At 61.7% G+C, this 22,758-nt stretch carries 22 protein-coding genes; 3 read left to right on the plus strand and 19 right to left on the minus strand.

Annotated features, from left to right (window positions below; all coding sequences use genetic code 11):
- Window positions 1–15 precede the first annotated feature (15 nt).
- From glmU to argC, 19 genes are all read right to left on the minus strand, one after another.
- Window positions 16–1,386, minus strand: a complete 1,371-nt coding sequence (gene glmU / locus BOH68_RS17380) for a bifunctional UDP-N-acetylglucosamine diphosphorylase/glucosamine-1-phosphate N-acetyltransferase GlmU (protein WP_077379809.1) — start codon at window positions 1,384–1,386, stop codon at window positions 16–18.
- A 326-nt stretch (window positions 1,387–1,712) separates the two neighbouring features.
- Window positions 1,713–2,135: a F0F1 ATP synthase subunit epsilon gene (locus BOH68_RS17385; protein ID WP_054556360.1), complete on the minus strand. Its 423-nt coding sequence runs from the start codon at window positions 2,133–2,135 to the stop codon at window positions 1,713–1,715.
- A 29-nt stretch (window positions 2,136–2,164) separates the two neighbouring features.
- Window positions 2,165–3,538 (minus strand): F0F1 ATP synthase subunit beta, encoded by a 1,374-nt coding sequence (gene atpD / locus BOH68_RS17390; protein ID WP_077379807.1) that lies wholly within the window; start codon window positions 3,536–3,538, stop codon window positions 2,165–2,167.
- Window positions 3,539–3,594: 56 nt separating this feature from the next.
- Window positions 3,595–4,461 (minus strand): F0F1 ATP synthase subunit gamma, encoded by an 867-nt coding sequence (gene atpG, locus BOH68_RS17395; protein WP_065392631.1) that lies wholly within the window; start codon window positions 4,459–4,461, stop codon window positions 3,595–3,597.
- Between the two features lie 67 nt (window positions 4,462–4,528).
- Window positions 4,529–6,073, minus strand: coding sequence for a F0F1 ATP synthase subunit alpha (atpA, locus tag BOH68_RS17400; protein ID WP_065392630.1), 1,545 nt, complete (start codon window positions 6,071–6,073; stop codon window positions 4,529–4,531).
- A gap of 16 nt (window positions 6,074–6,089) precedes the next feature.
- Window positions 6,090–6,632 carry a F0F1 ATP synthase subunit delta gene (locus BOH68_RS17405; protein ID WP_077379805.1) on the minus strand — a complete coding sequence of 181 codons (543 nt, stop codon included), beginning with the start codon at window positions 6,630–6,632 and terminating at the stop codon, window positions 6,090–6,092.
- A gap of 13 nt (window positions 6,633–6,645) precedes the next feature.
- The gene (locus BOH68_RS17410; RefSeq protein WP_065392628.1) at window positions 6,646–7,116 is read right to left on the minus strand and encodes a F0F1 ATP synthase subunit B; all 471 of its coding nucleotides are present in this window, start codon (window positions 7,114–7,116) and stop codon (window positions 6,646–6,648) included.
- 64 nt (window positions 7,117–7,180) lie between these two features.
- Window positions 7,181–7,429, minus strand: coding sequence for a F0F1 ATP synthase subunit C (gene atpE, locus BOH68_RS17415; protein ID WP_011508579.1), 249 nt, complete (start codon window positions 7,427–7,429; stop codon window positions 7,181–7,183).
- A 100-nt stretch (window positions 7,430–7,529) separates the two neighbouring features.
- Window positions 7,530–8,393: a F0F1 ATP synthase subunit A gene (gene atpB, locus BOH68_RS17420; protein ID WP_077379803.1), complete on the minus strand. Its 864-nt coding sequence runs from the start codon at window positions 8,391–8,393 to the stop codon at window positions 7,530–7,532.
- Between the two features lie 9 nt (window positions 8,394–8,402).
- Entirely contained in the window at window positions 8,403–8,843 is a 441-nt protein-coding gene (locus BOH68_RS17425) for an ATP synthase subunit I (protein ID WP_240704348.1), read from the minus strand.
- A 356-nt stretch (window positions 8,844–9,199) separates the two neighbouring features.
- Window positions 9,200–10,165, minus strand: coding sequence for a ParB/RepB/Spo0J family partition protein (locus tag BOH68_RS17430; RefSeq protein ID WP_077379801.1), 966 nt, complete (start codon window positions 10,163–10,165; stop codon window positions 9,200–9,202).
- 18 nt (window positions 10,166–10,183) lie between these two features.
- A complete protein-coding gene (locus tag BOH68_RS17435; RefSeq protein ID WP_077379799.1) occupies window positions 10,184–10,951 on the minus strand; it encodes a ParA family protein in 768 nt (255 codons plus the stop codon).
- Window positions 10,952–11,099: 148 nt separating this feature from the next.
- Complete coding sequence (gene rsmG / locus BOH68_RS17440; RefSeq protein WP_077379797.1) at window positions 11,100–11,750, minus strand: 16S rRNA (guanine(527)-N(7))-methyltransferase RsmG; 651 nt, start codon at window positions 11,748–11,750, stop codon at window positions 11,100–11,102.
- Entirely contained in the window at window positions 11,747–13,669 is a 1,923-nt protein-coding gene (gene mnmG / locus BOH68_RS17445) for a tRNA uridine-5-carboxymethylaminomethyl(34) synthesis enzyme MnmG (protein WP_077379795.1), read from the minus strand. The genes rsmG and mnmG overlap by 4 nt, the downstream gene beginning before the upstream one ends.
- Before the next feature lie 1,387 nt (window positions 13,670–15,056).
- On the minus strand, window positions 15,057–15,803 hold the full coding sequence (locus tag BOH68_RS17450) for an amino acid ABC transporter ATP-binding protein (RefSeq protein ID WP_077379793.1): 747 nt from the start codon (window positions 15,801–15,803) through the stop codon (window positions 15,057–15,059).
- 94 nt (window positions 15,804–15,897) lie between these two features.
- Window positions 15,898–16,569 (minus strand): amino acid ABC transporter permease, encoded by a 672-nt coding sequence (locus BOH68_RS17455; RefSeq protein WP_077379791.1) that lies wholly within the window; start codon window positions 16,567–16,569, stop codon window positions 15,898–15,900.
- A gap of 157 nt (window positions 16,570–16,726) precedes the next feature.
- On the minus strand, window positions 16,727–17,488 hold the full coding sequence (locus tag BOH68_RS17460; protein ID WP_077379789.1) for a transporter substrate-binding domain-containing protein: 762 nt from the start codon (window positions 17,486–17,488) through the stop codon (window positions 16,727–16,729).
- Window positions 17,489–17,694: 206 nt separating this feature from the next.
- Window positions 17,695–18,048, minus strand: coding sequence for an iron-sulfur cluster insertion protein ErpA (gene erpA, locus BOH68_RS17465; protein ID WP_077379786.1), 354 nt, complete (start codon window positions 18,046–18,048; stop codon window positions 17,695–17,697).
- Window positions 18,049–18,194: 146 nt separating this feature from the next.
- Window positions 18,195–19,238, minus strand: a complete 1,044-nt coding sequence (gene argC, locus BOH68_RS17470; protein WP_077379784.1) for an N-acetyl-gamma-glutamyl-phosphate reductase — start codon at window positions 19,236–19,238, stop codon at window positions 18,195–18,197.
- A 245-nt stretch (window positions 19,239–19,483) separates the two neighbouring features.
- On the opposite strand from argC, the gene BOH68_RS17475 reads away from it, so the two are divergent.
- The 3 genes from BOH68_RS17475 to thiD all read left to right on the plus strand — a co-directional run bounded on the left by BOH68_RS17475 (window position 19,484) and on the right by thiD (window position 22,719).
- Window positions 19,484–21,244, plus strand: coding sequence for a chloride channel protein (locus BOH68_RS17475; protein ID WP_077379782.1), 1,761 nt, complete (start codon window positions 19,484–19,486; stop codon window positions 21,242–21,244).
- Between the two features lie 189 nt (window positions 21,245–21,433).
- Window positions 21,434–21,865, plus strand: a complete 432-nt coding sequence (gene hemJ / locus BOH68_RS17480) for a protoporphyrinogen oxidase HemJ (protein ID WP_077379780.1) — start codon at window positions 21,434–21,436, stop codon at window positions 21,863–21,865.
- A gap of 14 nt (window positions 21,866–21,879) precedes the next feature.
- Window positions 21,880–22,719, plus strand: coding sequence for a bifunctional hydroxymethylpyrimidine kinase/phosphomethylpyrimidine kinase (thiD, locus tag BOH68_RS17485; RefSeq protein ID WP_077379778.1), 840 nt, complete (start codon window positions 21,880–21,882; stop codon window positions 22,717–22,719).
- Window positions 22,720–22,758 lie beyond the last annotated feature (39 nt).

Consider the following 22,758-nt stretch of genomic DNA (forward strand, 5'->3'; position numbering starts at 1 on the left):
GATTGAAGCTGCCGTTCACTTCTTGGTCGGACGCGGCCATTCCGGCTTGTCGATACGCTTGCCACGCGCCACGCTCAACGCGCCTTCGGCGACATCGCGGCTCAGGGTCGAGCCAGCGCCCACGGTGGCACCCGCACCGATCTTGAGCGGCGCTACCAGCGCGGAGTTGGAGCCGATGAAGGCATTGTCGCCAATTTCGGTTCGGAACTTGTTGGCACCGTCATAGTTGCAGGTGATGGTGCCGGCACCGACGTTGACCGCCTCGCCGAGGGTGGCATCACCGACATAGCTCAGGTGATTGATCTTGGCGTTCACGCCCACCTGGGCATTCTTGGTCTCGACGAAGTTGCCGATGCGCGCGCCGCGCGCCAGTTCGGTTCCAGGACGCAGACGTGCGAAGGGCCCGACATTGTTGTCACCTTCCAGTACCGCACCATCGATGACGCTATGCGGCGCGATGTTGGCGCCGGCACCGATGGTGGCATTGCGGATCACGCAGTGGGCGCCGATGACCACGTCATCTCCGAGACTCACTTCGCCCTCGAAGACACAACCGACGTCGATGCTGATATCGGTACCGATGGACAGCTTGCCGCGCACGTCGATGCGCGCCGGGTCCGCCAGGCTGGCACCTTCGGTCATCAGGCGGTTGGCTTCACGACGCTGGAAGGCGCGCTCGAGATCGGCCAGCTGCAGACGATTGTTGACGCCCTGCACTTCCTCGACCGCCGCCGGCTGGGCAGTGGCGATGTTGACACCTTCGCTGGCCGCCATGGCGATGATGTCGGTCAGGTAGTACTCGCCCTGGGCGTTGTCGGCGGACAGCGCCGGCAGCCAGCGCTTGAGCTGGGCACCGGTGGTCGCGAGGATACCGGTGTTGCCTTCCTGGATAGCCAGCTGCTCCGGCGTGGCATCCTTGTGCTCGACGATGGCGCTGACGCGACCTTCGCTATCGCGCACGATACGGCCATAGCCTGTCGGGTCTTCCAGAATCACCGTCAGCAGGCCCAGAGTCTGCTCACTGACTTCGGCCAGCAGCGCCTCGAGGGTCTCGCGACGAATCAGCGGCACATCGCCATACAGGATCAGTACCTTGCCATCGCCGATGGCTTCCAGTGACTGGGCCACGGCGTGACCGGTGCCCTTCTGCTCTGCCTGAACGGCAAAACTCGCGCCGGTGTCGGCCAGCTGCTGCTGCACACGCTCACCACCATGACCAATGACGACATTCAGATGCGCACCGTCCAGGCCTGCAGCGGTGTCAGCCACATGACGCACCATCGCCTTGCCTGCCAACGGGTGCAGCACCTTCGGCAATTTGGAACGCATGCGGGTGCCCTGGCCTGCGGCAAGAATGACGACGTCGGTACGCTCTGCACTGCTCATCGGTGAACTCCTGTAGAAAGCGGGTCTTCATACCTGAAGCCCCTGAAAATAATGGCGCCATCATAGCAGCTGAACCCTGAGCTGCCAGTGACGAGGTTTACCCACGGCCCTGTCGCCGAGAACAGACCCGCGAAAGCATCAGTCGCCCGCAAGACACCTGAGCCATCTCTCCGATGGGCTCGACACCCTTCCTGATGAGCCCGGTCAGTCCCCGGCGTCACAGGAACGACCTTCGATGGCTAGAGGCATCAGTCCTCTCGGGCATAAAAAAAGGCGACCCGAAGGTCGCCTCTTTCCTGTCACTGGCCGTCATGGCCCAGTGCATCTCAGCGCGTGTGACGACGCATCTGCTGCACGGTGCGCAGCTTGGCCATCGCCTCGGCCAGTTCGGCCGTGGCGCGTGAGTATTCCAGTTCGGAAGCCTGATCGTTCATGGCCTTCAAGGCCACTTCCTTGGCTTCCTGGGCTGCCGCCTCATCCAGATCGTCGGCACGTACTGCGGTGTCGGCGAGGACTGAAACGAGGTTCGGCTGCACTTCGAGGAATCCACCACTGACGTAGTAGATTTCCTCAGCCCCACCCTGACGCTGAACGCGAATCGGGCCGGGTTGCAGCTCGGTCAGCAGCGGTGCGTGACCCGGCATGATGCCGAGGTCACCTTCGCTGCCGGCAGCCACGAGACGCTCGACCAGGCCGGAAAAGATGCCTTTCTCAGCGCTGACGATGTCGCAATGGACGCTCATAGCCATACCTGTTTCCTCATGCCTGAACAGGGAAATTACATGCCCTTGGCTTTCTCGACAGCTTCGTCGATGGTGCCGACCATGTAGAACGCCTGCTCCGGCAGTGCGTCATATTCGCCGTCCAGGATACCCTGGAAGCCGCGGATGGTGTCCTTGAGGGACACGTACTTGCCCGGCGCGCCGGTGAAGATTTCCGCCACGAAGAACGGCTGTGACAGGAAGCGCTGGATCTTGCGCGCACGTGCCACGGTCTGCTTGTCTTCGTCAGACAGCTCGTCCATCCCGAGGATGGCGATGATGTCCTTCAGCTCCTTGTAGCGCTGCAACACACCCTGAACGTTACGGGCAGTGTTGTAGTGCTCCTCGCCGACGACCAGCGGGTCGAGCTGACGAGAGGTGGAGTCGAGCGGGTCAACGGCCGGATAGATACCCAGCTCGGCAATCTGACGAGACAGTACGACAGTCGCGTCAAGGTGCGAGAAGGTGGTCGCCGGAGACGGGTCGGTCAAGTCATCCGCGGGGACGTAGACGGCCTGCACGGAAGTGATCGATCCGGTCTTGGTAGAAGTGATGCGCTCCTGCAGGACGCCCATCTCTTCCGCCAGTGTCGGCTGATAACCCACCGCGGACGGCATACGACCCAGCAGTGCGGACACTTCGGTCCCTGCCAGGGTGTAACGATAGATGTTGTCGACGAACAGCAGAACGTCACGACCTTCGTCACGGAACTTCTCGGCGATGGTCAGGCCGGTCAGTGCCACGCGCAGACGGTTGCCGGGCGGCTCGTTCATCTGACCGTAGACCAGGGCAACCTTGTCGAGAACGTTGGATTCCTTCATTTCGTGGAAGAAATCGTTACCTTCACGAGTACGCTCACCCACGCCCGCGAACACGGAGTAACCGCTGTGCTCGGTGGCGATGTTACGGATCAGCTCCATCATGTTGACGGTCTTGCCGACACCGGCGCCGCCGAACAGGCCGACCTTGCCGCCCTTGGCGAACGGGCAGACCAGGTCGATGACCTTGATGCCGGTTTCCAGCAGCTCGTTTGATGCTGCCTGTTCCGCGAAGCTCGGGGCTGCACGGTGGATCGGCATGTGCTCATCCGCACCCACGTCACCCGCTTCATCGATCGGCTGACCCAGCACGTTCATGATGCGACCCAGAGTCGCCGTGCCGACCGGCACGGAGATCGGAGCACCAGTGCTCTCAACTGCGAGACTGCGCTTGAGGCCTTCGGTCGAACCCATTGCGATAGTACGGACCACGCCGTCGCCCAGCTGCTGCTGGACTTCGAGTACGGTCTCGCTATCGGCGACGTTCAGGGCGTCGTAGACCTTGGGCACTGCGTCCCGCGGAAACTCGACGTCAATCACCGCGCCGATGATTTGTACGATACGTCCGCTCATTCCTGGTTCCTCTTAAACCTGCGATTGAAACCTGCTTGCCTGTTGCCACGCTGTCATCAGACGGCGGCGGCACCGGATACGATCTCGGAGATTTCCTGAGTGATCGCTGCCTGGCGGGCCTTGTTGTAGACCAGCTGGAGGTCGTCGATCAGGTCGCCGGCGTTATCGGTCGCACTCTTCATTGCGATCATTCGCGCTGCCTGTTCGCAGGCGATGTTCTCGACCACGGCCTGATAGACCTGGGCCTCGACATAGCGCTTGAGCAGCTTGTCGAGCAACGAGACGGCATCCGGCTCATACAGGTAGTCCCATGTAGTGGGACCGGTTTCTTCGTCGTTCTGATCAGCTTCGAGAGGAAGCAGCTGACGCACGACCGGCTTCTGCGTCATGGTGTTGACGAACTCGTTGAACACCACGTACAGACGGTCGAGGCTGCCCTCGTCGAATGCGTCCAGCATGGCCTTGACGCTACCGATCAGATCCTGGGTACCCGGGGAATCCCCGAGACCGGACTTGGCGGCAAGCAGGTTGCCACCGTAGTTGCGGAAGAAGGTACCGGCCTTGGAGCCGAGGGCACAGAAGTCCACCTCGACACCCTGGTCGCGCCAGCTCTTCGCATGCTTGGTGACAGCCTTGAACAGATTGGCGTTCAGGCCACCACACAGGCCGCGATCACTGGAGACCACGATATAACCGACACGCTTCACATCGCGTTCCATCAGATACGGATGGCGATATTCCGGGTTGGCCCGGGCGATGTGTCCTACAACCTTGCGGATCTGATGGGCATAAGGCTGGCTGGCCGCCATGCGATCCTGCGCTTTACGCATCTTCGACGCAGCCACCATTTCCATGGCGCTGGTGATCTTTTGCGTATTTTTGATGCTCCCGATCTGGGAGCGAATCTCTTTTGCAGCTGCCATAGCGATCTGCCTTATTCATGCCACCCGAAGGGAAACGACAAGGCCCGGACTGGCCGGGCCATGTCACTTACCAGCTCTGGGTCGCCTTGAACTTCTCGACGCCAGCCTTGAGACCATTCTTGATCTCGTCATCGTAGCCGCCGGACTGATTGATCTTGTCCAGAAGATCCGCGTGCTCGGAGCGCATGTAGTCAAGCAGCGCTTTCTCGAAGCCCAGCACCTTGGCGACTTCGACGTCGTCCAGGTAGCCTTCGTTGGCCGCGAACAGCGAGATCGCCATGTCGGCCACGGACATCGGAGAGTACTGCTTCTGCTTCATGAGCTCGGTGACACGCTGACCGTGCTCGAGCTGCTTGCGGGTCGCTTCGTCCAGATCGGAGGCGAACTGCGAGAAGGCTGCCAGTTCACGGTACTGAGCCAGTGCCAGACGCACACCACCACCCAACTTCTTGATGATCTTGGTCTGGGCAGCACCACCGACACGGGAAACAGACAGACCCGCGTTGATGGACGGACGGATACCGGAGTTGAACAGGCTGGTCTCGAGGAAGATCTGACCGTCGGTGATGGAGATCACGTTGGTCGGAACGAACGCGGAGACGTCGCCACCCTGGGTCTCGATGATCGGCAGCGCGGTCAGGGAGCCGGTCTTGCCTTTCACTTCACCCTTGGTGAACTGCTCGACATAATCGGCGTTGACGCGTGCAGAACGCTCAAGCAGACGGGAGTGGAGATAGAAGACATCACCCGGGTAGGCTTCACGGCCCGGCGGACGCTTGAGCAGCAGGGAGATCTGACGATACGCCCATGCCTGCTTGGTCAGATCGTCATAGACGATCATCGCGTCTTCGCCGCGGTCGCGGAAGTACTCGCCCATGGTGCAACCGGCGTACGGTGCCAGGAACAGCATGGCAGCCGGGTCGGAGGCACCAGCCGCGACGATGATGGTGTGTTCCATCGCGCCGTGCTCTTCGAGCTTGCGCACGACGTTGGCGATGGTGGACTGCTTCTGGCCGACGGCGACGTAGACGCAGGTAATGCCCTTGCCCTTCTGATTGATGATGGCATCAATCGCGATGGCGGACTTACCGATCTGGCGGTCACCGATGATCAGCTCACGCTGACCACGGCCGATCGGCACCATGGCATCGATGGACTTCAGACCAGTCTGCACCGGCTGGTCGACCGGCTCACGGGCGATGACGCCCGGAGCGACCTTCTCGACCGCGTCAGTCAGCTTGGCGTCGATCGGGCCTTTGCCGTCAATCGGGTTACCCAGAGCATCGACCACACGGCCGACCATTTCCGGACCCACCGGCACTTCGAGAATGCGACCGGTGCACTGCGCGGTCATGCCTTCTTCGAGTTGCAGGTAGTCGCCCAGGACGACAGCGCCGACGCTGTCGCGCTCAAGGTTAAGCGCCATACCAAAGACGCCACCCGGGAATTCAATCATCTCACCGAACATGACGTCTGCGAGGCCGTGGATCTGCACGATGCCGTCGGAGACGCTGACGATGGTGCCCTGATTACGGGCTTCGGATGCGACGTCAAGCTTTTCGATACGCTGCTTGATGATGTCGCTGATCTCGGAAGGATTCAGTTGCTGCATGCCATGTCCCTCGGACTCAGGAGTTCAGTGCTTCGGAAAGCCGGGCCAGCTTGCCGCGCACGGAGCCGTCAATGACGGTATCTCCGGCACGGATGATGACGCCGCCGAGCAGCGTACTATCCACCTGAGTGGTAATGGAGATGTCGCGGTTCAGACGCTTGCGCAGGGCGGTGGCGAGCTTCTCTTCCTGCTCGCTTTCCAGTGCAAAGGCGGACACCAGGGTCACCTCGACACGCTGTTCCTGCTCGGCCTTCTGGGCCTCGAACAATTCGGCCACGGAGGGCAGGGCCGCGAGGCGGTCCTGCTCACCGAGAGTCCGGATGAAGTTGCGTGCGTTGTCGTCCAACGCGTCGCCGCACACGTCAATGAAGGTGTCGACCTTGTGCTCGGTAGAGAGCTTCGGGTTGTCGAGCACCGCCTTGACGGTCGCGTCGACAGCGACGTTCGCCGCTGTCGACAACATTCCGGACCAGGCCTCTAGCGCCTGCTGGCCGCGTGCAAACTCGAACGCCGCCTTGGCGTACGGGCGAGCCGCGGTGGAGGTAGACGTTTCAGCCATGGAATCAGTCTCCTCAGAGCTCAGCAGCGAGTTTGTCAATCAGCTCGCGGTGCTTGGCTTCGTCGATGGAGGATTCCAGGATGCGCTCTGCACCGATCACTGCCAGAGATGCGACCTGACCACGGAGCTCGTCCTTGGCCTGGTTGATCTCCTGGGTGATCTCTGCGCGCGCCTGAGCGACCATACGCTCGCCTTCGGCACGGGCAGCTTCACGAGCTTCCTCGATCATCTGGTTGGAACGCTTGTGCGCCTGCTCAATGATGCTTGCTGCTTCTTCCTTGCTTTCCCGCAGTGTCTCGCTGGCTTTTTCCTGCGCCAGTTCGAGGTCACGGGTAGCACGGCTGGCAGCATCCAGACCATCTGCAATCTTCTTCTGACGTTCTGCCAGAGCCTGTGTGACCGGCGGCCAGACATACTTCATGCAGAAGAAAACGAAGACCGCAAAGGCGATGGCCTGACCAATCAGGGTTAAGTTCAGATTCACGCCAGCACCTCTCGCTTCACGATTGTTGGGTCATAAACACGGTTGGCCTGTGGCCAGCCGATGTTTAACCGACAAACGGGTTGGCGAAGGTGAAGAACAGCGCGATACCGACACCGATCATGGTCACGGCATCCAGCAGACCAGCGACGATGAACATCTTGACCTGCAGCTGCGGGATCATTTCCGGCTGACGCGCGGCGCCTTCCAGGAACTTGCCACCGAGGATACCGAAACCGATGGCGGTGCCCAGGGCGCCCAGACCGATCAGCAGGGAGACGGCGATAGCGGTCATGCCAAGAACTTGTGCTTCCATTGTGGAACTCCAGTTTTAGTCAAGTTTAAGTCAAGGGTTGAGGGTGTGAGCAGAGCTCGGAAATCTTGCCCCGCACCACGAATGGCACGGGGCGGGTACATCAGTGATCTTCGCTGGCCATGCTCAGATAGACGATGGTCAGCATCATGAAGATGAATGCCTGCAAGGTGATGACCAGGATATGGAAGACTGCCCACGGGAAGTGGAGCGGCAGCTGCCAGATACCGACCAGCGAGATCAGAATGAAGATCAACTCGCCTGCATACATGTTACCGAACAGACGCAGCGCCAGAGAGATCGGCTTGGCGATCAGCGTCACGAATTCAAGCAGGAAGTTGACCGGGATCAGCGCGATCTGTGCCAGCTTGTTCGGGGTATTGAACGGGTGCAGCGTCAGTTCGGCCACGAAGCCCTTGAGGCCCTTGACGCGAATGGAGTAGAAGATGATCAGCGCGAACACGGACAGTGACATGCCCAGTGTGGCGTTGATGTCGGTGGACGGTACCACCTTGAAGAACACGTGAGCCGGATCGGCGCCGAACATCTCGCCAACCTTGGCAGCAACGCCCGGCAGCCAGTCGACGGGGACCAGGTCCATCAGGTTCATCAGGAAGATCCAGCAGAAGATCGTCAGCGACAGCGGCGCGATCAAGCGGGAACGACCGTGGAAGGTCTCCTTGACGGACTGATCGACGAACTCGACCATCAGCTCGACGAAGTTCTGCAGACCACTCGGCACGCCGGTGGTCGCGGACTTGGCGACCTTGCGGAACAGGCACAGGAAGATCAGACCCAGCCCGATGGACCAGCCCATGGTGTCCAGATGGATGGCCCAGAAGCCCATGTCGGAGGCTTCCTGGGCACTGTGCGCCATGGACCACCCGTGTTCGGGGTGGTTACCGAACGTCAGATTCTGCAGGTGGTGCTGAATATATTCGGAGGGACTCGGGTTGGTGCCTGCCATTACTCTGCCTCAGGTTCGTGTGTACGGTGTTCGCTTCACCAGCCAGGGGCCCAGCCAGTGAACCGCCATTGCCGCCACGTAAGCGCAAAAAAATAAAGCGGGGTTTGAGGGCGGCACTGCAATGAAGAAGAATGCAAACAATACGGCCGTCAAACCGAACTTACCGGCCTCAGCCTGATAGAAGGCCTTGACCATCGCCTGGGCGTAACGTGCACCCGTCACGCGCAATGAACGCCAGGCAAAGAACAGGTTGGGCAGCAGGCAGACCAGGCCACCACACAGGGCAGACAATGCCGCGCCGCTTCCCTTGCTCACCCAGGACAGGAGTACGGCACACAGAATCACCAGCGCCTGGCCCCAGAGAAGTCGCGCGACCTGAGGGCGTCGCAAGGCAGCGGGTGTCGTCTTGTGCATCGTGAACCTGTCCATCGCAGTGATGACTCTCGCCAATCCCTGTCACTGCGCATCCTGCAGCCGGGGAGCAAACTCGCCGGATTATAGGGGAGCGCCGCATCGCCATCAACCAAACTGCCGGCTAAATTCCTTGATCTTTCGCAAGCTTACGACCAAAGCCTCACCATCTTGCGTGAAACAGATGACAGTTGGCTTACGTTGACAGTCGCTTGCGATGCAGGCGACGTAGGGTTGCGCCTATCACAACCCGCCGTCAAGACGATCTTGCCGCTCCGGTCAGAGAAACGCACTTCATGGCCCTGCGACAATGCGTCACAGGGCCACGAAAACGACCAGAGAAGCACGGAAAGGCTCAATGTCAGCCGATCACCTGCACCGAAGGCACGCCATGCCTAGTGGATATGACCGAGAATGCCATCCAGCTCATCCAGGCTGGTATAGGAGATGGTGACCTTGCCCTTGCCGCTCTTGCCATGACGGATATTGACCGCCGCCCCCAACTGCTCTGACAGCCGGGTCTCCAGGCGCTGGATGTCCGCATCTGGCCTGGGTGCGGAAGGCTTGGTCTGCTCCCCTTTCTGCACGCTTTTCACCAGCGCTTCCGTCTGGCGCACGGTCAGCTCACGCTCGACCACCTCATGAGCCAGCTTGCGCTGACGTGCAGGACTGAGCCCGATCAGGGTACGGGCATGGCCCATGTCCAGCTCACCGCGTTCCAGCAGTGTCTGCACTTCCTGGTCCAGCGTCAGCAGACGCAACAGGTTGGCCACTTGCGCACGTGAGCGACCGACGGCATCCCCGACCTGCTGCTGAGTCAGTTCGAACTCGTCGAGCAGGCGCTTGAGCGCCATGGCCTCTTCGACCGGATTGAGATTCTCGCGCTGGATGTTCTCGATCAGCGCCAGAGCCAGCGCGATCTCGTCACTGATGCCTTCCCGGATGACGGCCGGAATGGTGTCCAGCTCCGCCAGCTGGGACGCCCGCCACCGCCGTTCACCCGCGATGATCTCGTAACGTCCTTCCGCGATGGGCCGCACCACGATGGGCTGCATGACCCCCTGGGCGCGAATGGAATCCGCCAGTTCTTCCAGCGCTTCCGGCTGGATGTCACGCCGCGGCTGGTACTTGCCACGTTGCAACTGCCCCAGCGGCAGTCGCTCGAGACGCTCGCCGGACAGCACGGCTGCCTCGGCCCCGGTATCCGTCGCACTACCAGCGGCATTCCCGCCGTCGGGCGACAAGGCGTCAGTCGTGGCCGCCGGCAGGGCGCCTTCGGCATCAGATTCGGCATGGCGGCGGCGATTGCCAGCGCCGATCAGGGCATCCAGGCCCCTTCCCAGGGCACGCTTACGCGTCATGGACCTTCCTCGGTGAAGTTACAGCGAGAGACGACGAATCAATTCCTTGGCGAGCACGCGATAGGCCTGGCTGCCACGCGACAGACGCGCGTACTTGGTGACCGGCAGACCATGGCTCGGCGCTTCGGCCACCCGCACGTTGCGTGGAATGGTGGCCTTGATCAGGGTATCGCCAAAGTAATCGGAAAGTTGCTTGCTGACATCGCGGGTCAGACTGTTGCGGGCGTCGTACATGGTGCGCACGATCCCGAACACGTCGAGGGCCGGATTCACGTTGCCCTGTATCTGCTCGACGGTATCCAGCAGCGCTGACAGGCCTTCCAGAGCATAGAACTCGCACTGAAGGGGAATCAGGACGCCATGGGCGGCGGTCAGGGCATTGACGGTCAGCATGTTGAGCGAGGGCGGGCAGTCGATCAGCACCACGTCGTATTCCGAGGCGATCGGGGCGAGTGCCTCGGCAAGACGCCGCTCGCGCCCTTCGACATCCAGCAGGTCGACTTCGGCGGCCGTGAGATCGCCATTGCCCGGCAACAGGGCATAGCCGGCATCCGGGCAGTCGAGAATCACGTCGCTGGCCCGCAGTTCACCCAGCAGCACGTCCAGCACGCTGCCTTCCAGGTCATGCTTGTCGATGCCACTGCCCATGGTGGCGTGGCCCTGGGGGTCGAGGTCGATCAGCAATACGCGGCGATCGAGCGCCGCCAGCGAAGCGGCGAGATTGACGGCTGTCGTGGTCTTGCCGACACCACCTTTCTGGTTGGTCAGCGCGATGATCTTGGTCACGAGCGACTTCCTTGGTTCCTTGAGAAGCGGGGCCTTTGGCACCAGCCGCATGCTCACGAGGGCAGATCATGGATCTGCCCTCCCAGAGCCTCAGGCTGCCTGCCTTTTGCGCCCGGCACAATCCCTGCACGCGCCGCGAGACGAGCGGTCAGTCGCGTTTCAAGCGCAGAAGGTGACGTTCACCTTCTTCTCCCGGGACACACAGTCTGAGCGTCTCGACCAGCGAGACACCCGCCGGCAACCGTGCGATCTCGTCATTGGGGATGCGACCTTTCATCGCCAGCCATTCGCCGCCTTCTGCCAGTACGGCGCCTGACAGATTGACGAAGGCGTCAGTATCGGCGAAGGCCCGCGAGATGATCTGCTCGAAGGGCGCGCCATCATAGGCTTCGATACGCACCTGAGTCGGGCTCAGGTTGTTCAGGCCCAGCTCGTGGCCGGCCTGAATCTGGAAACGCACCTTCTTGCCATTCGAATCCAGCGGTACGACAGCGATGTCGGGACGCATGATCGCGATTACGAGACTCGGCAGGCCCGGGCCGGCACCGACGTCCAGCAGGCGTGGCCCGCTGATGTGGGGCAGCACGCTGAGGCTATCCAGCAGATGGCGCGTCACCATCGCCTCCGGCTCACGTACCGCGGTGAGGTTATAGGCGCGATTCCACTTGTGCAACAGCACCAGCAGCGTCATCAGCTGCGCATGCTGCTCATCACTCAGCGCCACTCCCATGGCGCTGGCACCGCGACTGAGCAACTGGGCGCAACGCGCACGCTGCGTCTCGTTGAGCGTCTGACTCATTGCGCGACTCCCGTGTCAGCCGTATCGGTATCTGCTGGAGTCTCCGCCTTGATCAACTGCCGTTTCTTCAAGTGAATCAACAGGATGGAAACCGCTGCTGGCGTGACACCGGAAATGCGGCCTGCCTGGGCAAGCGTCGCCGGGCGCGCTTCATTGAGCTTCTGCTTGATCTCGTTGGACAGGCCATCGACGGAGTCGTAATCGAGACTGGCCGGCAATTCGGTGTGCTCATGACGACGCAGGCGGTCGATCTCTTCCTGCTGACGCTGGATGTAGCCCGCGTACTTGGCGGTGATCTGCACCTGCTCGGCGATGCGCCAGTCGTCGACTCCTTCCCCTTTCAGGCCTGCCACATCCGGATACTCGAGCTCCGGACGCTTGAGCAGCTCCATCAGGCTGGCTTCACGCTTGAGCGGTGAGCTGAGCTTGTCGCTCAGCGGGGCCAGCTCCGGGCTCTTCGGCGTCAGCCAGGTGCTTTGCAGACGAGCGGTCTCGCGCTCGATCGCTTCGCGCTTCTGCTCGAACGCCGCCCAGCGCGCGTCATCGATCAAGCCGAGTTCGCGGCCCTTGGCAGTCAGACGCAGATCCGCATTGTCCTCGCGCAGCAGCAGACGATATTCGGCACGTGAGGTGAACATGCGATACGGCTCGCGAGTGCCGAGGGTGATCAGGTCATCGACCATCACGCCGGTGTAGGCCTCGTCGCGCAGTGGATGCCAGGCCTCGTCGTCAGTGGCGCGCAAGGCGGCGTTGACGCCTGCCAGCAGGCCCTGGGCACCGGCTTCTTCATAGCCGGTGGTGCCGTTGATCTGACCGGCGAAGTACAGATTCTTGATGAAACGCGTCTCCAGGGAGTGATGCAGGTCCTGGGGATTGAAGAAGTCGTACTCGATGGCGTAGCCGGGACGCGTGATGTGCGCGTTTTCCATGCCACGAATCGAGCGTACCACCTCGAGCTGCGTATCGAAGGGCAGCGAGGTGGAGATGCCATTGGGGTACAGCTCGTGGGTATTCAGGCCTTCCGGCTCGATGAAGACCTGGTGGCTGTTCTTGTCGGCGAAGCGATGCACCTTGTCCTCGATGGACGGGCAGTAACGCGGCCCGATGCCATCGATGACGCCGGAGTACATCGGCGAGCGATCGAGATTGGCGAAGATGATCTCGTGAGTGCGCTCGTTGGTATGCGTGATGAAGCAGTTGACCTGCTCCGGATGCATTTCCCGACTGCCCATGTAGGACATGACCGGGCGCGGTGCGTCACCCGGCTGAGCTTCCATCTTGCTGAAATCGACGCTCTTGGCATCGATGCGCGGCGGGGTACCGGTCTTGAGCCGATCAACCCGGAATGGCAGCTCGCGCAGACGTGACGCCAGGCCATTGGCGGGCGGATCCCCGGCACGTCCACCGGCATGGTGATCCAGGCCGATATGAATCACGCCACCGAGGAAGGTCCCGGTCGCCAGCACCACCGTGGTGGCGTGGAAACGGATGCCGGTCTGGGTGACGACACCCCGTACGGTCTCGCCTTCGACGATCAGGTCTTCCGCACCCTGCTGGAACAGCGTCAGGTTCGGCTGGTTCTCCAGCACGTTGCGAATCGCCGCCTTGTACAGCGCCCGGTCGGCCTGTGCTCGAGTGGCACGTACCGCCGGGCCCTTGCGGGCATTCAGCGTGCGGAACTGGATACCCGCCATGTCGGTTGCCAGGCCCATGGCACCGCCCAGCGCATCGATCTCCTTGACCAGATGGCTCTTGCCGATCCCACCGATGGCGGGATTGCAGGACATCTGCCCCAGGGTCTCGATGTTATGGGTCAGCAGCAGGGTCTGACGGCCCATGCGGGCAGCCGCCAGTGCGGCTTCCGTACCGGCATGACCGCCGCCGATGACGATCACGTCAAAGCGGTTCGGGTAATCCACGTTGGCACCTCGGGGTATCACGAAACTTGGATGAAGCGCTGTTCGCATGGTGGCGAATCAGGCAAATCGGCCAGACACGACGATGACTCGATGTCTGGATGGATCCGGGACTGACGAACGTCATGGCGAAGACAAGGCGCCGCAGACGGCATGAGCTCGACCCGATGGGGAGCCTGCAAGCCAATCGGATGACGTTCGGGCCGCACAGTATAAACCGCCTGTGGGTAAGCGTCAGGAGTTTTCCACAGTGCCATGGCAGGACACGCCATGCACCGGACTCGCGGATGTTTCTCTCAGGGCATCAATCGCGACAGTGAGTCGAGCCCGTGTCGAGTGTGTGTGGCGTAGGGGGTTTCCCGAGGACTGGGTCGGATCGTCCTGCCGTTCGTTATCCCGAACACCTTGGGAAGTGAGCTTCCTCGAACCCGGTCTTTCGGGGTGTCCGAACGTCCTTCGGGTTTCCGGATAACAAGATTATATAAAGAAAAGAAAAAGGGGTTCTGTTGATGTTGTAACTACTGTTGTGGACAAAATCAGTGGGAAATCGACTTTATCTCTTCAAAATCAGTATCTTACGATGTTGATATAGTTGGGGAGAAAATGCGTGCTACCTGAGGACGCCACCGGTGGCTTCCTGTGGATGAAACACCGCCTTGTCCACAAGCCCAGTTATCCTCGTTTTCATACCGTGCTGGTACCGGACTTTTCTGCCCTGCTGTGCACAAGTGGCCAGTTTACCCACAACCCCTAGTGCTGCAAGGGCTAACGTACAGAAGGCCGCGGATGATGCCGCAAAATGTCCACAGAGGCAAATCGTCTTCACCTCGACACGCCAACTCTGTAGATAGTACGGGGATAAGCCGTGAGTGGATGGCTACGCTGCCCAGCAGTGGTGCCCTGAGAGATACGATGATACTGCTGTGGATAGTTGTTGGCGTGATTGAGGCTTGCATACCGGTGCCTGGCCGGCCAGACGACTCATGGGCTGACATCAGGCGTGTGTTATCACCAGCCACGGCCCCTTGCAGGCGATGTTTCGAGCGCCTTTCGCGTCAGGACATGCGGTGTGAAAGACGGGTCCTTCGGCGACTGATGAAGTGAATCGAGAGCCTCAGCGAGGCTGGGGGCGTGACGTGAGAGGCAGCCAAGGTGGGGCGAATCATCTGATTTCATTGCATGAAAAAAGCGCGAAATCGTCAATCGAGATCGAAAAACTTCATTTCGAATGCCAGAACTCCCGTCATTCGGGCCACAACAGACACGTCTATCGCCAGATGATGCTCTGGATTGGCCAGGAATTGCCTCTTCACGGCGTGGCATTCGGGCAAAAAAAAGCCCCGACCTGACGGTCGGGGCATGGCCTCTCTCAAGAGATGGCAGCGGGGGTTCAGTGCTTGAGAACGCGCGCCAGGAAGCTCTGGGTGCGCGGATGACGAGGGGTGTCGAAGACCTCGCTCGGAGTGCCTTCCTCGACGATGCTGCCCTGGTGGACGAAGACGACGCGATCCGCGACTTCACGCGCGAAGCTCATCTCATGCGTGACGATCATCATCGTCATGCCGTCGCGTGCCAGCTCACGCATCACGTCCAGCACCTCCCCGATCATCTCGGGGTCCAGTGCGGAGGTGGGCTCATCGAACAGCATCAAGCGGGGTTCCATCGCCAGTGAGCGGGCGATGGCGACGCGTTGCTGCTGGCCGCCTGACAGCTGGCCGGGGTACTTGTCGGCCTGCTCGAGAATATTGACCCGCTCGAGCAGCGTGTCGGCCTGTCGCTCGGCGGTCGCCCGGTCACTGCCGCGCACCTTGATGGGGGCCAGGCTGACGTTGTCACGTACCTTCATGTGCGGAAAGAGATTGAACTGCTGGAAGACCATGCCGACTTCGGTGCGAATCGTCTTCAGCGCTCGGTGGCTCTTGCCGTGGGGGATCAAGGACTGTCCGTCCACTTCGATGCTGCCGCCCTGGAACTCCTCGAGGCCATTCACGCAGCGGATCAGCGTCGACTTGCCGGAACCACTGGCGCCGATGATCACCACCACTTCCCCCTGGGCGACCTCGAGATCGATGTCCTTGAGCACATGCAGGCTGCCGAAGTGCTTGTTGATCTTTTGCATGTTCACGATGGCGGTCATCAGGCGCTCCTAGCCGGCGCGAAGGGCTGGCTGATCGGGAAAGAGGAAGAGGGTGTCAGCGCGGTTGTCGCCTGGTGGGAAAGCACGGTAGAGATCATTGGCCCACCAGTCCGCGACGCTCCAGCATCCGTAGCCCGAAGGACAGGCTCAGCGTGATGACGAGGTAGAGCATGGCGACCATGAAGTAGGTTTCCAGCGCGTTGAAGGTGGTGGCAATGTAGATCTGGCCCTGGCGGACCAGCTCACCGACACCGATCACCGAGAACAGCGAGGTGTCCTTGATGGACACGATCCCCTGATTGCCGAGCGCCGGGATCATGCGACGCAGTGCCTGCGGCCAGATGATGTAGCGGAAGGTCTGGGGGGTGGAAAGGCCCAGTGACAGTCCGGCCTCGCGTTGCCCGCGCGCGATGGACTGCACGCCACCACGCACGATCTCGGAGATATAGGCCGCGGAATTGAGCGCGATGGCAGCGATACCGGCGGTCAGGGCATCGATGGGACCCCCGATGATCTGCGGCAAACCATAGAAGATGAACAGGACCTGCACCAGCACGGGCGTGCCGCGGAAGATCTCGATGTAGGCGGTGGCGACCCAGCGCAGTATCCGGCTGGGGGAGAGGCTCAGCAGGCCGAACAGGATGCCGAGCACGAAGCCGATGGCCAGGCCACCGAAGGAAATGGCGAGGGTCCAGGGGATCCCCTCGAGCAGGTACGGCACGGAGGAAATCGCCGCCTGCCAGTCAAACTGGAATTGAACGTCCACGTGGGGCTCCTTGGCACCATCATCTCGCGCCTCAGGACATGGTGAGGGGGAGCTCGTCAGGACAGACGCCACGGCCATTGGCATGCCGTGGCGTCCGGATGGCAGAAATCATGGTTCGTGGTGAAGAAGGCGTCAGAGAACTCTGGCGAGGATGGCGTTATTCGCTGTCGCTCGGCAGGGCGCCGAACCACTTCTGATAGATCTCGGCGTAGCTGCCATCGGACTTCATCTCGGCCAGTGCCTTGTTGGCGGCGTCGGTCCACTCACTGCCCTCGGTGAAGGCGATGCCGTACTGCTGACCTTCATAGAGCGGGCCCACTGTCTTCACGCGACCGTTGCCCTTGGTCTTGGCGAAGTAGCCGACATTGGGAGCGTCATAGAAGACGGCATCGACGCTGCCGGACATCAGTGCCATGTACATGTCGGCGCTGCCGGGATAGGGCGTGATGGTGGAGTCTTCCAGATTGGCGGTGAGATAGTCATAGCTGGTGGAGCCGATCTTGGTGCCGATCTTCTTGCCTTCCAGCCCCTCGATGCCCTCGATGTCGCCATTGTTGGCCGCGGTCAGGATCCGCAGGCCGGAGTCGTAATAGGGGTCGGTGAAGTCGACGATCTTCTCGCGGGCCTCGGTGATGGTGATGCCGGCGATGGCGACATCGACGCTGCCGGTCTGTACGGCCGGGATGATGCCATTGAAGTCCATGGTCTTGAGGTCGATATCGAAACCGGCGCGCTCACCGATGGCGTTGAGGATGTCGATATCGAAGCCGACCATCTTGCCGCTTTCCTGATCGAGCATCTCGAAAGGCACGAAGCTCGGGTCAGTCGCGGCCTTGAGGGTGACGGCATGGGCGGCACTGGCCATCAGGGTGGCGGCCGCGAGACCGGACAGCGAGGCCAGCAGGTGGGATCTACGCATTTTACATGCCTCTTTATATTTAGATTTTAGGATGTAGTGCGTTTTCAGAGTGACGAGAGCACAAGATCCCGTCAAGTCTGCGAGCGCCGCCGTGCGGCGGGTTGGCATTCGCAACCTGCTGAGATAGTGAAAAAAAATCGCCCCCTATCGGAAACCGATAGGGGGCGATCAGGTGGCGGCATCGCGCCGGATGTCATGCTGCGCCGTCAGACCATGAAGGACGAACCACAGCCACAGGTGCTGGTGGCATTCGGGTTCTGGATCAGGAAACGCGCCCCGGCCAGACCTTCCTCGTAGTCGATCGTCGAGCCGACCAGATACTGGTAGGACAGCGGGTCGATCACCACCGCGGCTTCGCCCAGCTCGACCACGGTGTCGTCCTCAGCCATGTCGGTGGCGATATCGAAACCGTACTGGAAGCCGGAACAACCACCGCCAGTGACGTAGACCCTGAGACGCAGCTCCGGGTTGGCTTCTTCCGCGCGCAGCGCAGCGATCCGGGCCTTGGCGCTCTCGGATAGATACAGCGGCGTGGGGATGAAGCTTTGTGCTTCGCTCATGCGGGCCTCCTCGAAGGAGTCGGAGGCCGGGCGCTGAAGACAGCGCCCGGCACGGTATAGAGAACGGAATGCTGCCTATTATCCCTATATCCGAGCAAAAGGGTCAACTTTGTCTGACGTGCTGCCTTGCTGGCGACACTGGCGGCTCAGGGCATCATCGCCGGCGCCCCGATGCCGGTCATCTCATCCAGGCCGAACATCAGGTTGAGGTTCTGGATGGCCTGACCTGATGCGCCCTTGACCAGATTGTCGATCACCGACAGCACGACCAGGGTGTCGCCATTGCCCGGACGATGCAGGGCGATGCGGCACAGGTTGGTGCCACGCACGCTGCGGGTCTCCGGATGGCTACCCAGCGGCATGACATCGACGGCGGGGTGATCGGCGTAACGCTGCTCGAACAGCGCCTGCAGATCTTCCAGCGTACCGCTGAAGCCGCTCAGGCGCGGATAGAGAGTGGAGTGGATGCCACGGATCATCGGCGTCAGGTGCGGGACGAAGGTGAGGCCGACCGCGCTGCCTGCTGCCATGTCCAGCCCCTGGGTGATTTCCGGCAGGTGACGGTGACCGGAGGCGCCGTAGGCCTTCATGGACTCGCCGGCTTCACACAGCAGTGAGCCGACCTTGGCACCGCGACCGGCCCCGGAAACGGCGGACTTGCAGTCGGCGATGATGTTGTCGGTCTCGATCAGGCCGGCTTCCAGCAGCGGAATGAGCCCCAGTTGCACGGAGGTCGGGTAGCAGCCCGGCACCGCGATCAGACGGGCTTCACGGATGGCGTCGCGATTGACTTCCGGCAGGCCGTAGACGGCTTCGCCGAGCAGTTCCGGTGCACCATGCGGCTGGCCATACCATTCGGCCCAGACGTCGGCGTCCTTGATGCGGAAGTCCGCGGACAGGTCGATCACGCGGGTGCCGCGGGCCAGAAGGTCGCCGGCCAGCGCATGAGCGACGCCATGCGGCGTGGCGAAGAACACGGCGTCACAGGCTGCCAGCACCTCGGCATCCGGCTCGCTGAACGCGAGGGTGTCGTAGTGGCCGCGCAGATTGGGGTACATCTCGTCGACACGCACGCCCTTCTCGCTGCGTGAGGTGATCACGGTCACTTCCACCTGCGGGTGGCTGGCCAGCAACCTGAGGAGCTCCACTCCGGTGTAACCGGTGCCGCCGACGATACCTACCTTGATCATGCTGCCTCCCCGCTTTCGAGCGGTGTCCTGTTGATACGAATGTGACTCGTGTGTCCGGCTTGCTGATGCGACCTTTTGCGGCCTGTGCGCGAGACAGGCGTTGCGCCATGCTGTGCCGAGGTTGTCGGATTGTGCACGGTCGCGACGGTGCGCAATCGATATGATACACAGGTGTCAGGCGGGCAGTAATGTGCTGCCGACATGGATGTTCATCGTCATCGTCAGTGCCTTTCAAGGAGTCGTGAGTGTCACGCCTGTCGCGTCCGCATCTGCCTCGTCCCAGTCTCGACAATTTCCGGCGCAAGCTGGCGGCGGTCGATGCCCTTCCCCAGCTGTGTCTGCTGGGACTGATCGCTGGCCTGCTGACCGGCTCGTTGATGGTCGGTTTCCGACTGTTGCTGAGCGCGGGGGCACTCGGCTTCATGCCGGATGACAGCCCGGAAAACTTCGAGGGCCTGGCGCCCTGGGTGCGCGCGTCATTGCCCTTGCTGGCCGTGCTGGTGATCGGCATCGTGCTCGGTCGTCAGCATCCTGCTCAGCGCAAGCTTGGTATCGGTCATGTCATCGAACGCCTGACCTACCATCAGGGCAAGATGCCGCTGCGTGCCTGGCTCAACCAGATCGTGGTCGGGGTCGTGAGCGTGCTGGGTGGCCTGTCCGCCGGACGTGAAGGACCGGCCATCCACCTCGGGGCTGGCGCTTCCAGCTGGGTCGGGGAGCGTCTCAAGCTGCCCAACAACAGTCTGCGAGTGCTGGTTGCCTGTGGCACGGCAGCGGGCATTTCCGCCTCCTTCAATACGCCGATCGCCGGTGTCATCTTCGCCATGGAAGTGGTGATGATGGAGTACACCCTGACAGGCTTCATGCCGGTGATTCTGGCATCGACCGCGGGTGCGGTCGTCTCGCAGCTCGTCTATGGCGCCGAACCGGCGTTTGCGGTGCCTTCTCTGCTATTGCACTCGCTGCTGGATCTCCCCTGGGTCGTGATCACGGCACTGGTGATCGGGCTGCTGGCGGGAGGTTTCGTGCACCTGGCCCGGCAGCAGGAGCGTGCCGCGCGTCTGACATGGTCAGGACGGATGGCACTGGTGGGGCTCTCGACGGCCGCCGTGGCCTGGTGGTACCCGCAGGTGCAGGGAATCGGCTATGACAGCCTCGCTCAGCTGCTTGACGGTCAGCTGGCGCTGGATGTGCTGCTGGCGCTGGTCATCGGCAAGCTGATGCTGTCGGCGATATGCGTCGCCTGTGGAGTGCCCATCGGCATCATCGGCCCCGTCGTGGTGGCCGGTGCTGCCGCGGGTGCCCTGATGGGCATGCTGGGCGGCTGGATCTTGCCGGACCAGGCCTCGGACATCGCGCTCTACGCCCTGCTCGGCATGGCGGCGATGATGGGGGCAGTGCTTCAGGCTCCGCTGGCGGCGCTGATGGCACTGCTCGAACTGACGCATTCTCCCAATATCATCCTGCCCGGCATGCTGGCCGTGGTAGTGGCGGGGCTGACCTGCCGCCAGCTGTGCCATTGCCAGGGGTTCTTCATCTCGACGCTGACGGCGCAGGGCTTGCACCCGCTTCAGCAACCCTTGATGCAGGCGCTTTCCCGAGTCGCGGTGCCGGCGGTGATGGAGCGCTCCGTGGTCAGCGTGCCGCGGCGCATCACTCGTGAGCGTGCCCGCGCCCTGCTCGAGAGCAAGCCTGTCTGGCTGGTGGTCACGCGTTCGACGCCGGAAAAGCCGATGGTGGCGCTGCCAGCGGCGGATCTGGTGAGGGTGTTGATGGATGAGCACTGGCGAGAGCAGGAAGCGCTCGACCTGCTCGAGATTCCAGCCCAGCGTCTGGATCTCGCCCCGATCCATCTGCAGGCAACGCTGTCGGAAGCCTATGAGCGGCTGCTGCCGAGCAATGTCGATGCGCTCTATGTGGAGCACACCACGGCCCCGATGATTCGCAAGATTTCAGGTATCATCACGCGTGATGCAATAGAGAGCTACTATCGATACAAGCCGTGAAAGGGGCGATCTCGACCCGAGCGTGGTTCAGGTCGTCGGTATCGGCGCTCGACATCCGGCAGGGCTTCGGGATGTGACCGGATACCGCATGTGCCCGGCGCTGCGAACATGGCACCTTGTCGGCCTGTCGAGTTGAGTGACACTGCCCCTTTCCTTGTATCTTCCGCCCCTGACTGACGGAGTTTCCCCATGTATCTGTGGATCAAGGCGTTCCATCTGATTGCCGTGGTGTGCTGGTTTGCCGCCCTGTTCTATCTTCCGCGTCTTTACGTCTATCACGCCCAGGCGCGTGATGCCGGCGACATCAAGGCCATCGAGTACTTCAAGACCATGGAGCGCAAGCTCTACCGCGGCATCATGATGCCGTCGATGATCGCGACCCTGGTGCTGGGCATCTGGCTGCTGGCACTGGTGCCGAGCTTCATGAGCATGGGCTGGATGCACCTCAAGCTGGCCATGGTCGTGCTGCTGGTCGGCTATCACCATGCCTGTGGGCTGTACCTGAAGCAGTTCGCTGCCGATACCTGCAAGCGAACCTCACGCTACTTCCGCTTCTTCAATGAAGTGCCGGTACTGACGCTGGTGGTGATCGTCATCTGCGTCATCGTCAAACCGTTCTGAGAGCCAGCGCTACCATGACTGAGTGCCCAGCAAGACTGCCCTGTGTTCTGGTGCTGGCGGGCCATGACCCCAGCGGCGGCGCGGGTCTGATCGCCGACAGTGAGGCGATTCGGGCCGGTGGTGGCTGGGCGCTGACGGTGCCGACGGCGCTGACGGTACAGAATTCCGGCAATGTCAGCGCCGTGATCCCACAGTCGGGCGAGTCGATTCTGGCGATGGCACATGCCCTGCTCGATGATTTTCGGCCTCGGGCGCTCAAGATCGGACTTCTCGCCAATCACGAAGCGCTGATGGCGACGGTCACGCTGATCGATGAACTTCGCCAGCACTGGCCCGGGCTTCCGGTGGTATGGGACCCGGTGCTCAAGGCCGGCGGAGGCCATGAGCTCTCCAGTGAAGCGCTGATCCAGCAGGCGCGCGAAACGCTGCTGGCGCGGGTGGATGTCATCACGCCCAATCGTGGCGAGCTTGCGCGTCTGGCAGCCTGTCCTGCGGGTGCCGGCGAGAATGAGCTCGCCGAGCGCTTGCTGATGGAAGGTGCAGGCGCCGTGCTGGTCACCGGGACTGACCCCCTGGATCATGATGACGCCTCGCTCTCTGAGCCATCCGTCACCCATCGTCTCTATCGTCGCGAGCATGGCAGGCTGTCTCTGGACTGTCCGCGGCTGCCGGGCAGCTTCCATGGCAGTGGCTGCACTCTCGCCTCGCATCTGGCCGTGCGCCTGGCTCGTGGCATGTCGCTGGAACCGGCATGGCGTGCGGCGCAGCAGGCGACCTGGCAGAGTCTGGTCGCTGGCCGGGAGCGCGAGCTCAAAGGCCTTGCGCCCGGAGCCCAGCAGCTGCCCTGGCGCTAGCGGTCCTGCTCCTTTCATGCCGGCTTCCAGGCACTGCCG

The sequence above is a fragment of the Cobetia sp. MM1IDA2H-1 genome, from assembly GCF_002916775.2.
Classification (GTDB): Bacteria; Pseudomonadota; Gammaproteobacteria; order Pseudomonadales; family Halomonadaceae; genus Cobetia; species Cobetia marina.

Coding starts and splice junctions, on each gene's coding strand:
- BOH68_RS17430 (WP_077379801.1), bottom strand. CDS start 10,165: ATGACGCGTAAGCGTGCCCTGGGAAGGGGCCTGGATGCCCTGATCGGC.
- BOH68_RS17450 (WP_077379793.1), bottom strand. CDS start 15,803: ATGACCGCCATCGTGAACATGCAAAAGATCAACAAGCACTTCGGCAGC.
- glmU (WP_077379809.1), bottom strand. CDS start 1,386: ATGAGCAGTGCAGAGCGTACCGACGTCGTCATTCTTGCCGCAGGCCAG.
- thiD (WP_077379778.1), top strand. CDS start 21,880: ATGACTGAGTGCCCAGCAAGACTGCCCTGTGTTCTGGTGCTGGCGGGC.
- atpE (WP_011508579.1), bottom strand. CDS start 7,429: ATGGAAGCACAAGTTCTTGGCATGACCGCTATCGCCGTCTCCCTGCTG.
- BOH68_RS17460 (WP_077379789.1), bottom strand. CDS start 17,488: ATGCGTAGATCCCACCTGCTGGCCTCGCTGTCCGGTCTCGCGGCCGCC.
- rsmG (WP_077379797.1), bottom strand. CDS start 11,750: ATGAGTCAGACGCTCAACGAGACGCAGCGTGCGCGTTGCGCCCAGTTG.
- BOH68_RS17385 (WP_054556360.1), bottom strand. CDS start 2,135: ATGGCTATGAGCGTCCATTGCGACATCGTCAGCGCTGAGAAAGGCATC.
- atpB (WP_077379803.1), bottom strand. CDS start 8,393: ATGGCAGGCACCAACCCGAGTCCCTCCGAATATATTCAGCACCACCTG.
- atpA (WP_065392630.1), bottom strand. CDS start 6,073: ATGCAGCAACTGAATCCTTCCGAGATCAGCGACATCATCAAGCAGCGT.
- BOH68_RS17405 (WP_077379805.1), bottom strand. CDS start 6,632: ATGGCTGAAACGTCTACCTCCACCGCGGCTCGCCCGTACGCCAAGGCG.
- atpG (WP_065392631.1), bottom strand. CDS start 4,461: ATGGCAGCTGCAAAAGAGATTCGCTCCCAGATCGGGAGCATCAAAAAT.
- erpA (WP_077379786.1), bottom strand. CDS start 18,048: ATGAGCGAAGCACAAAGCTTCATCCCCACGCCGCTGTATCTATCCGAG.
- hemJ (WP_077379780.1), top strand. CDS start 21,434: ATGTATCTGTGGATCAAGGCGTTCCATCTGATTGCCGTGGTGTGCTGG.
- atpD (WP_077379807.1), bottom strand. CDS start 3,538: ATGAGCGGACGTATCGTACAAATCATCGGCGCGGTGATTGACGTCGAG.
- argC (WP_077379784.1), bottom strand. CDS start 19,238: ATGATCAAGGTAGGTATCGTCGGCGGCACCGGTTACACCGGAGTGGAG.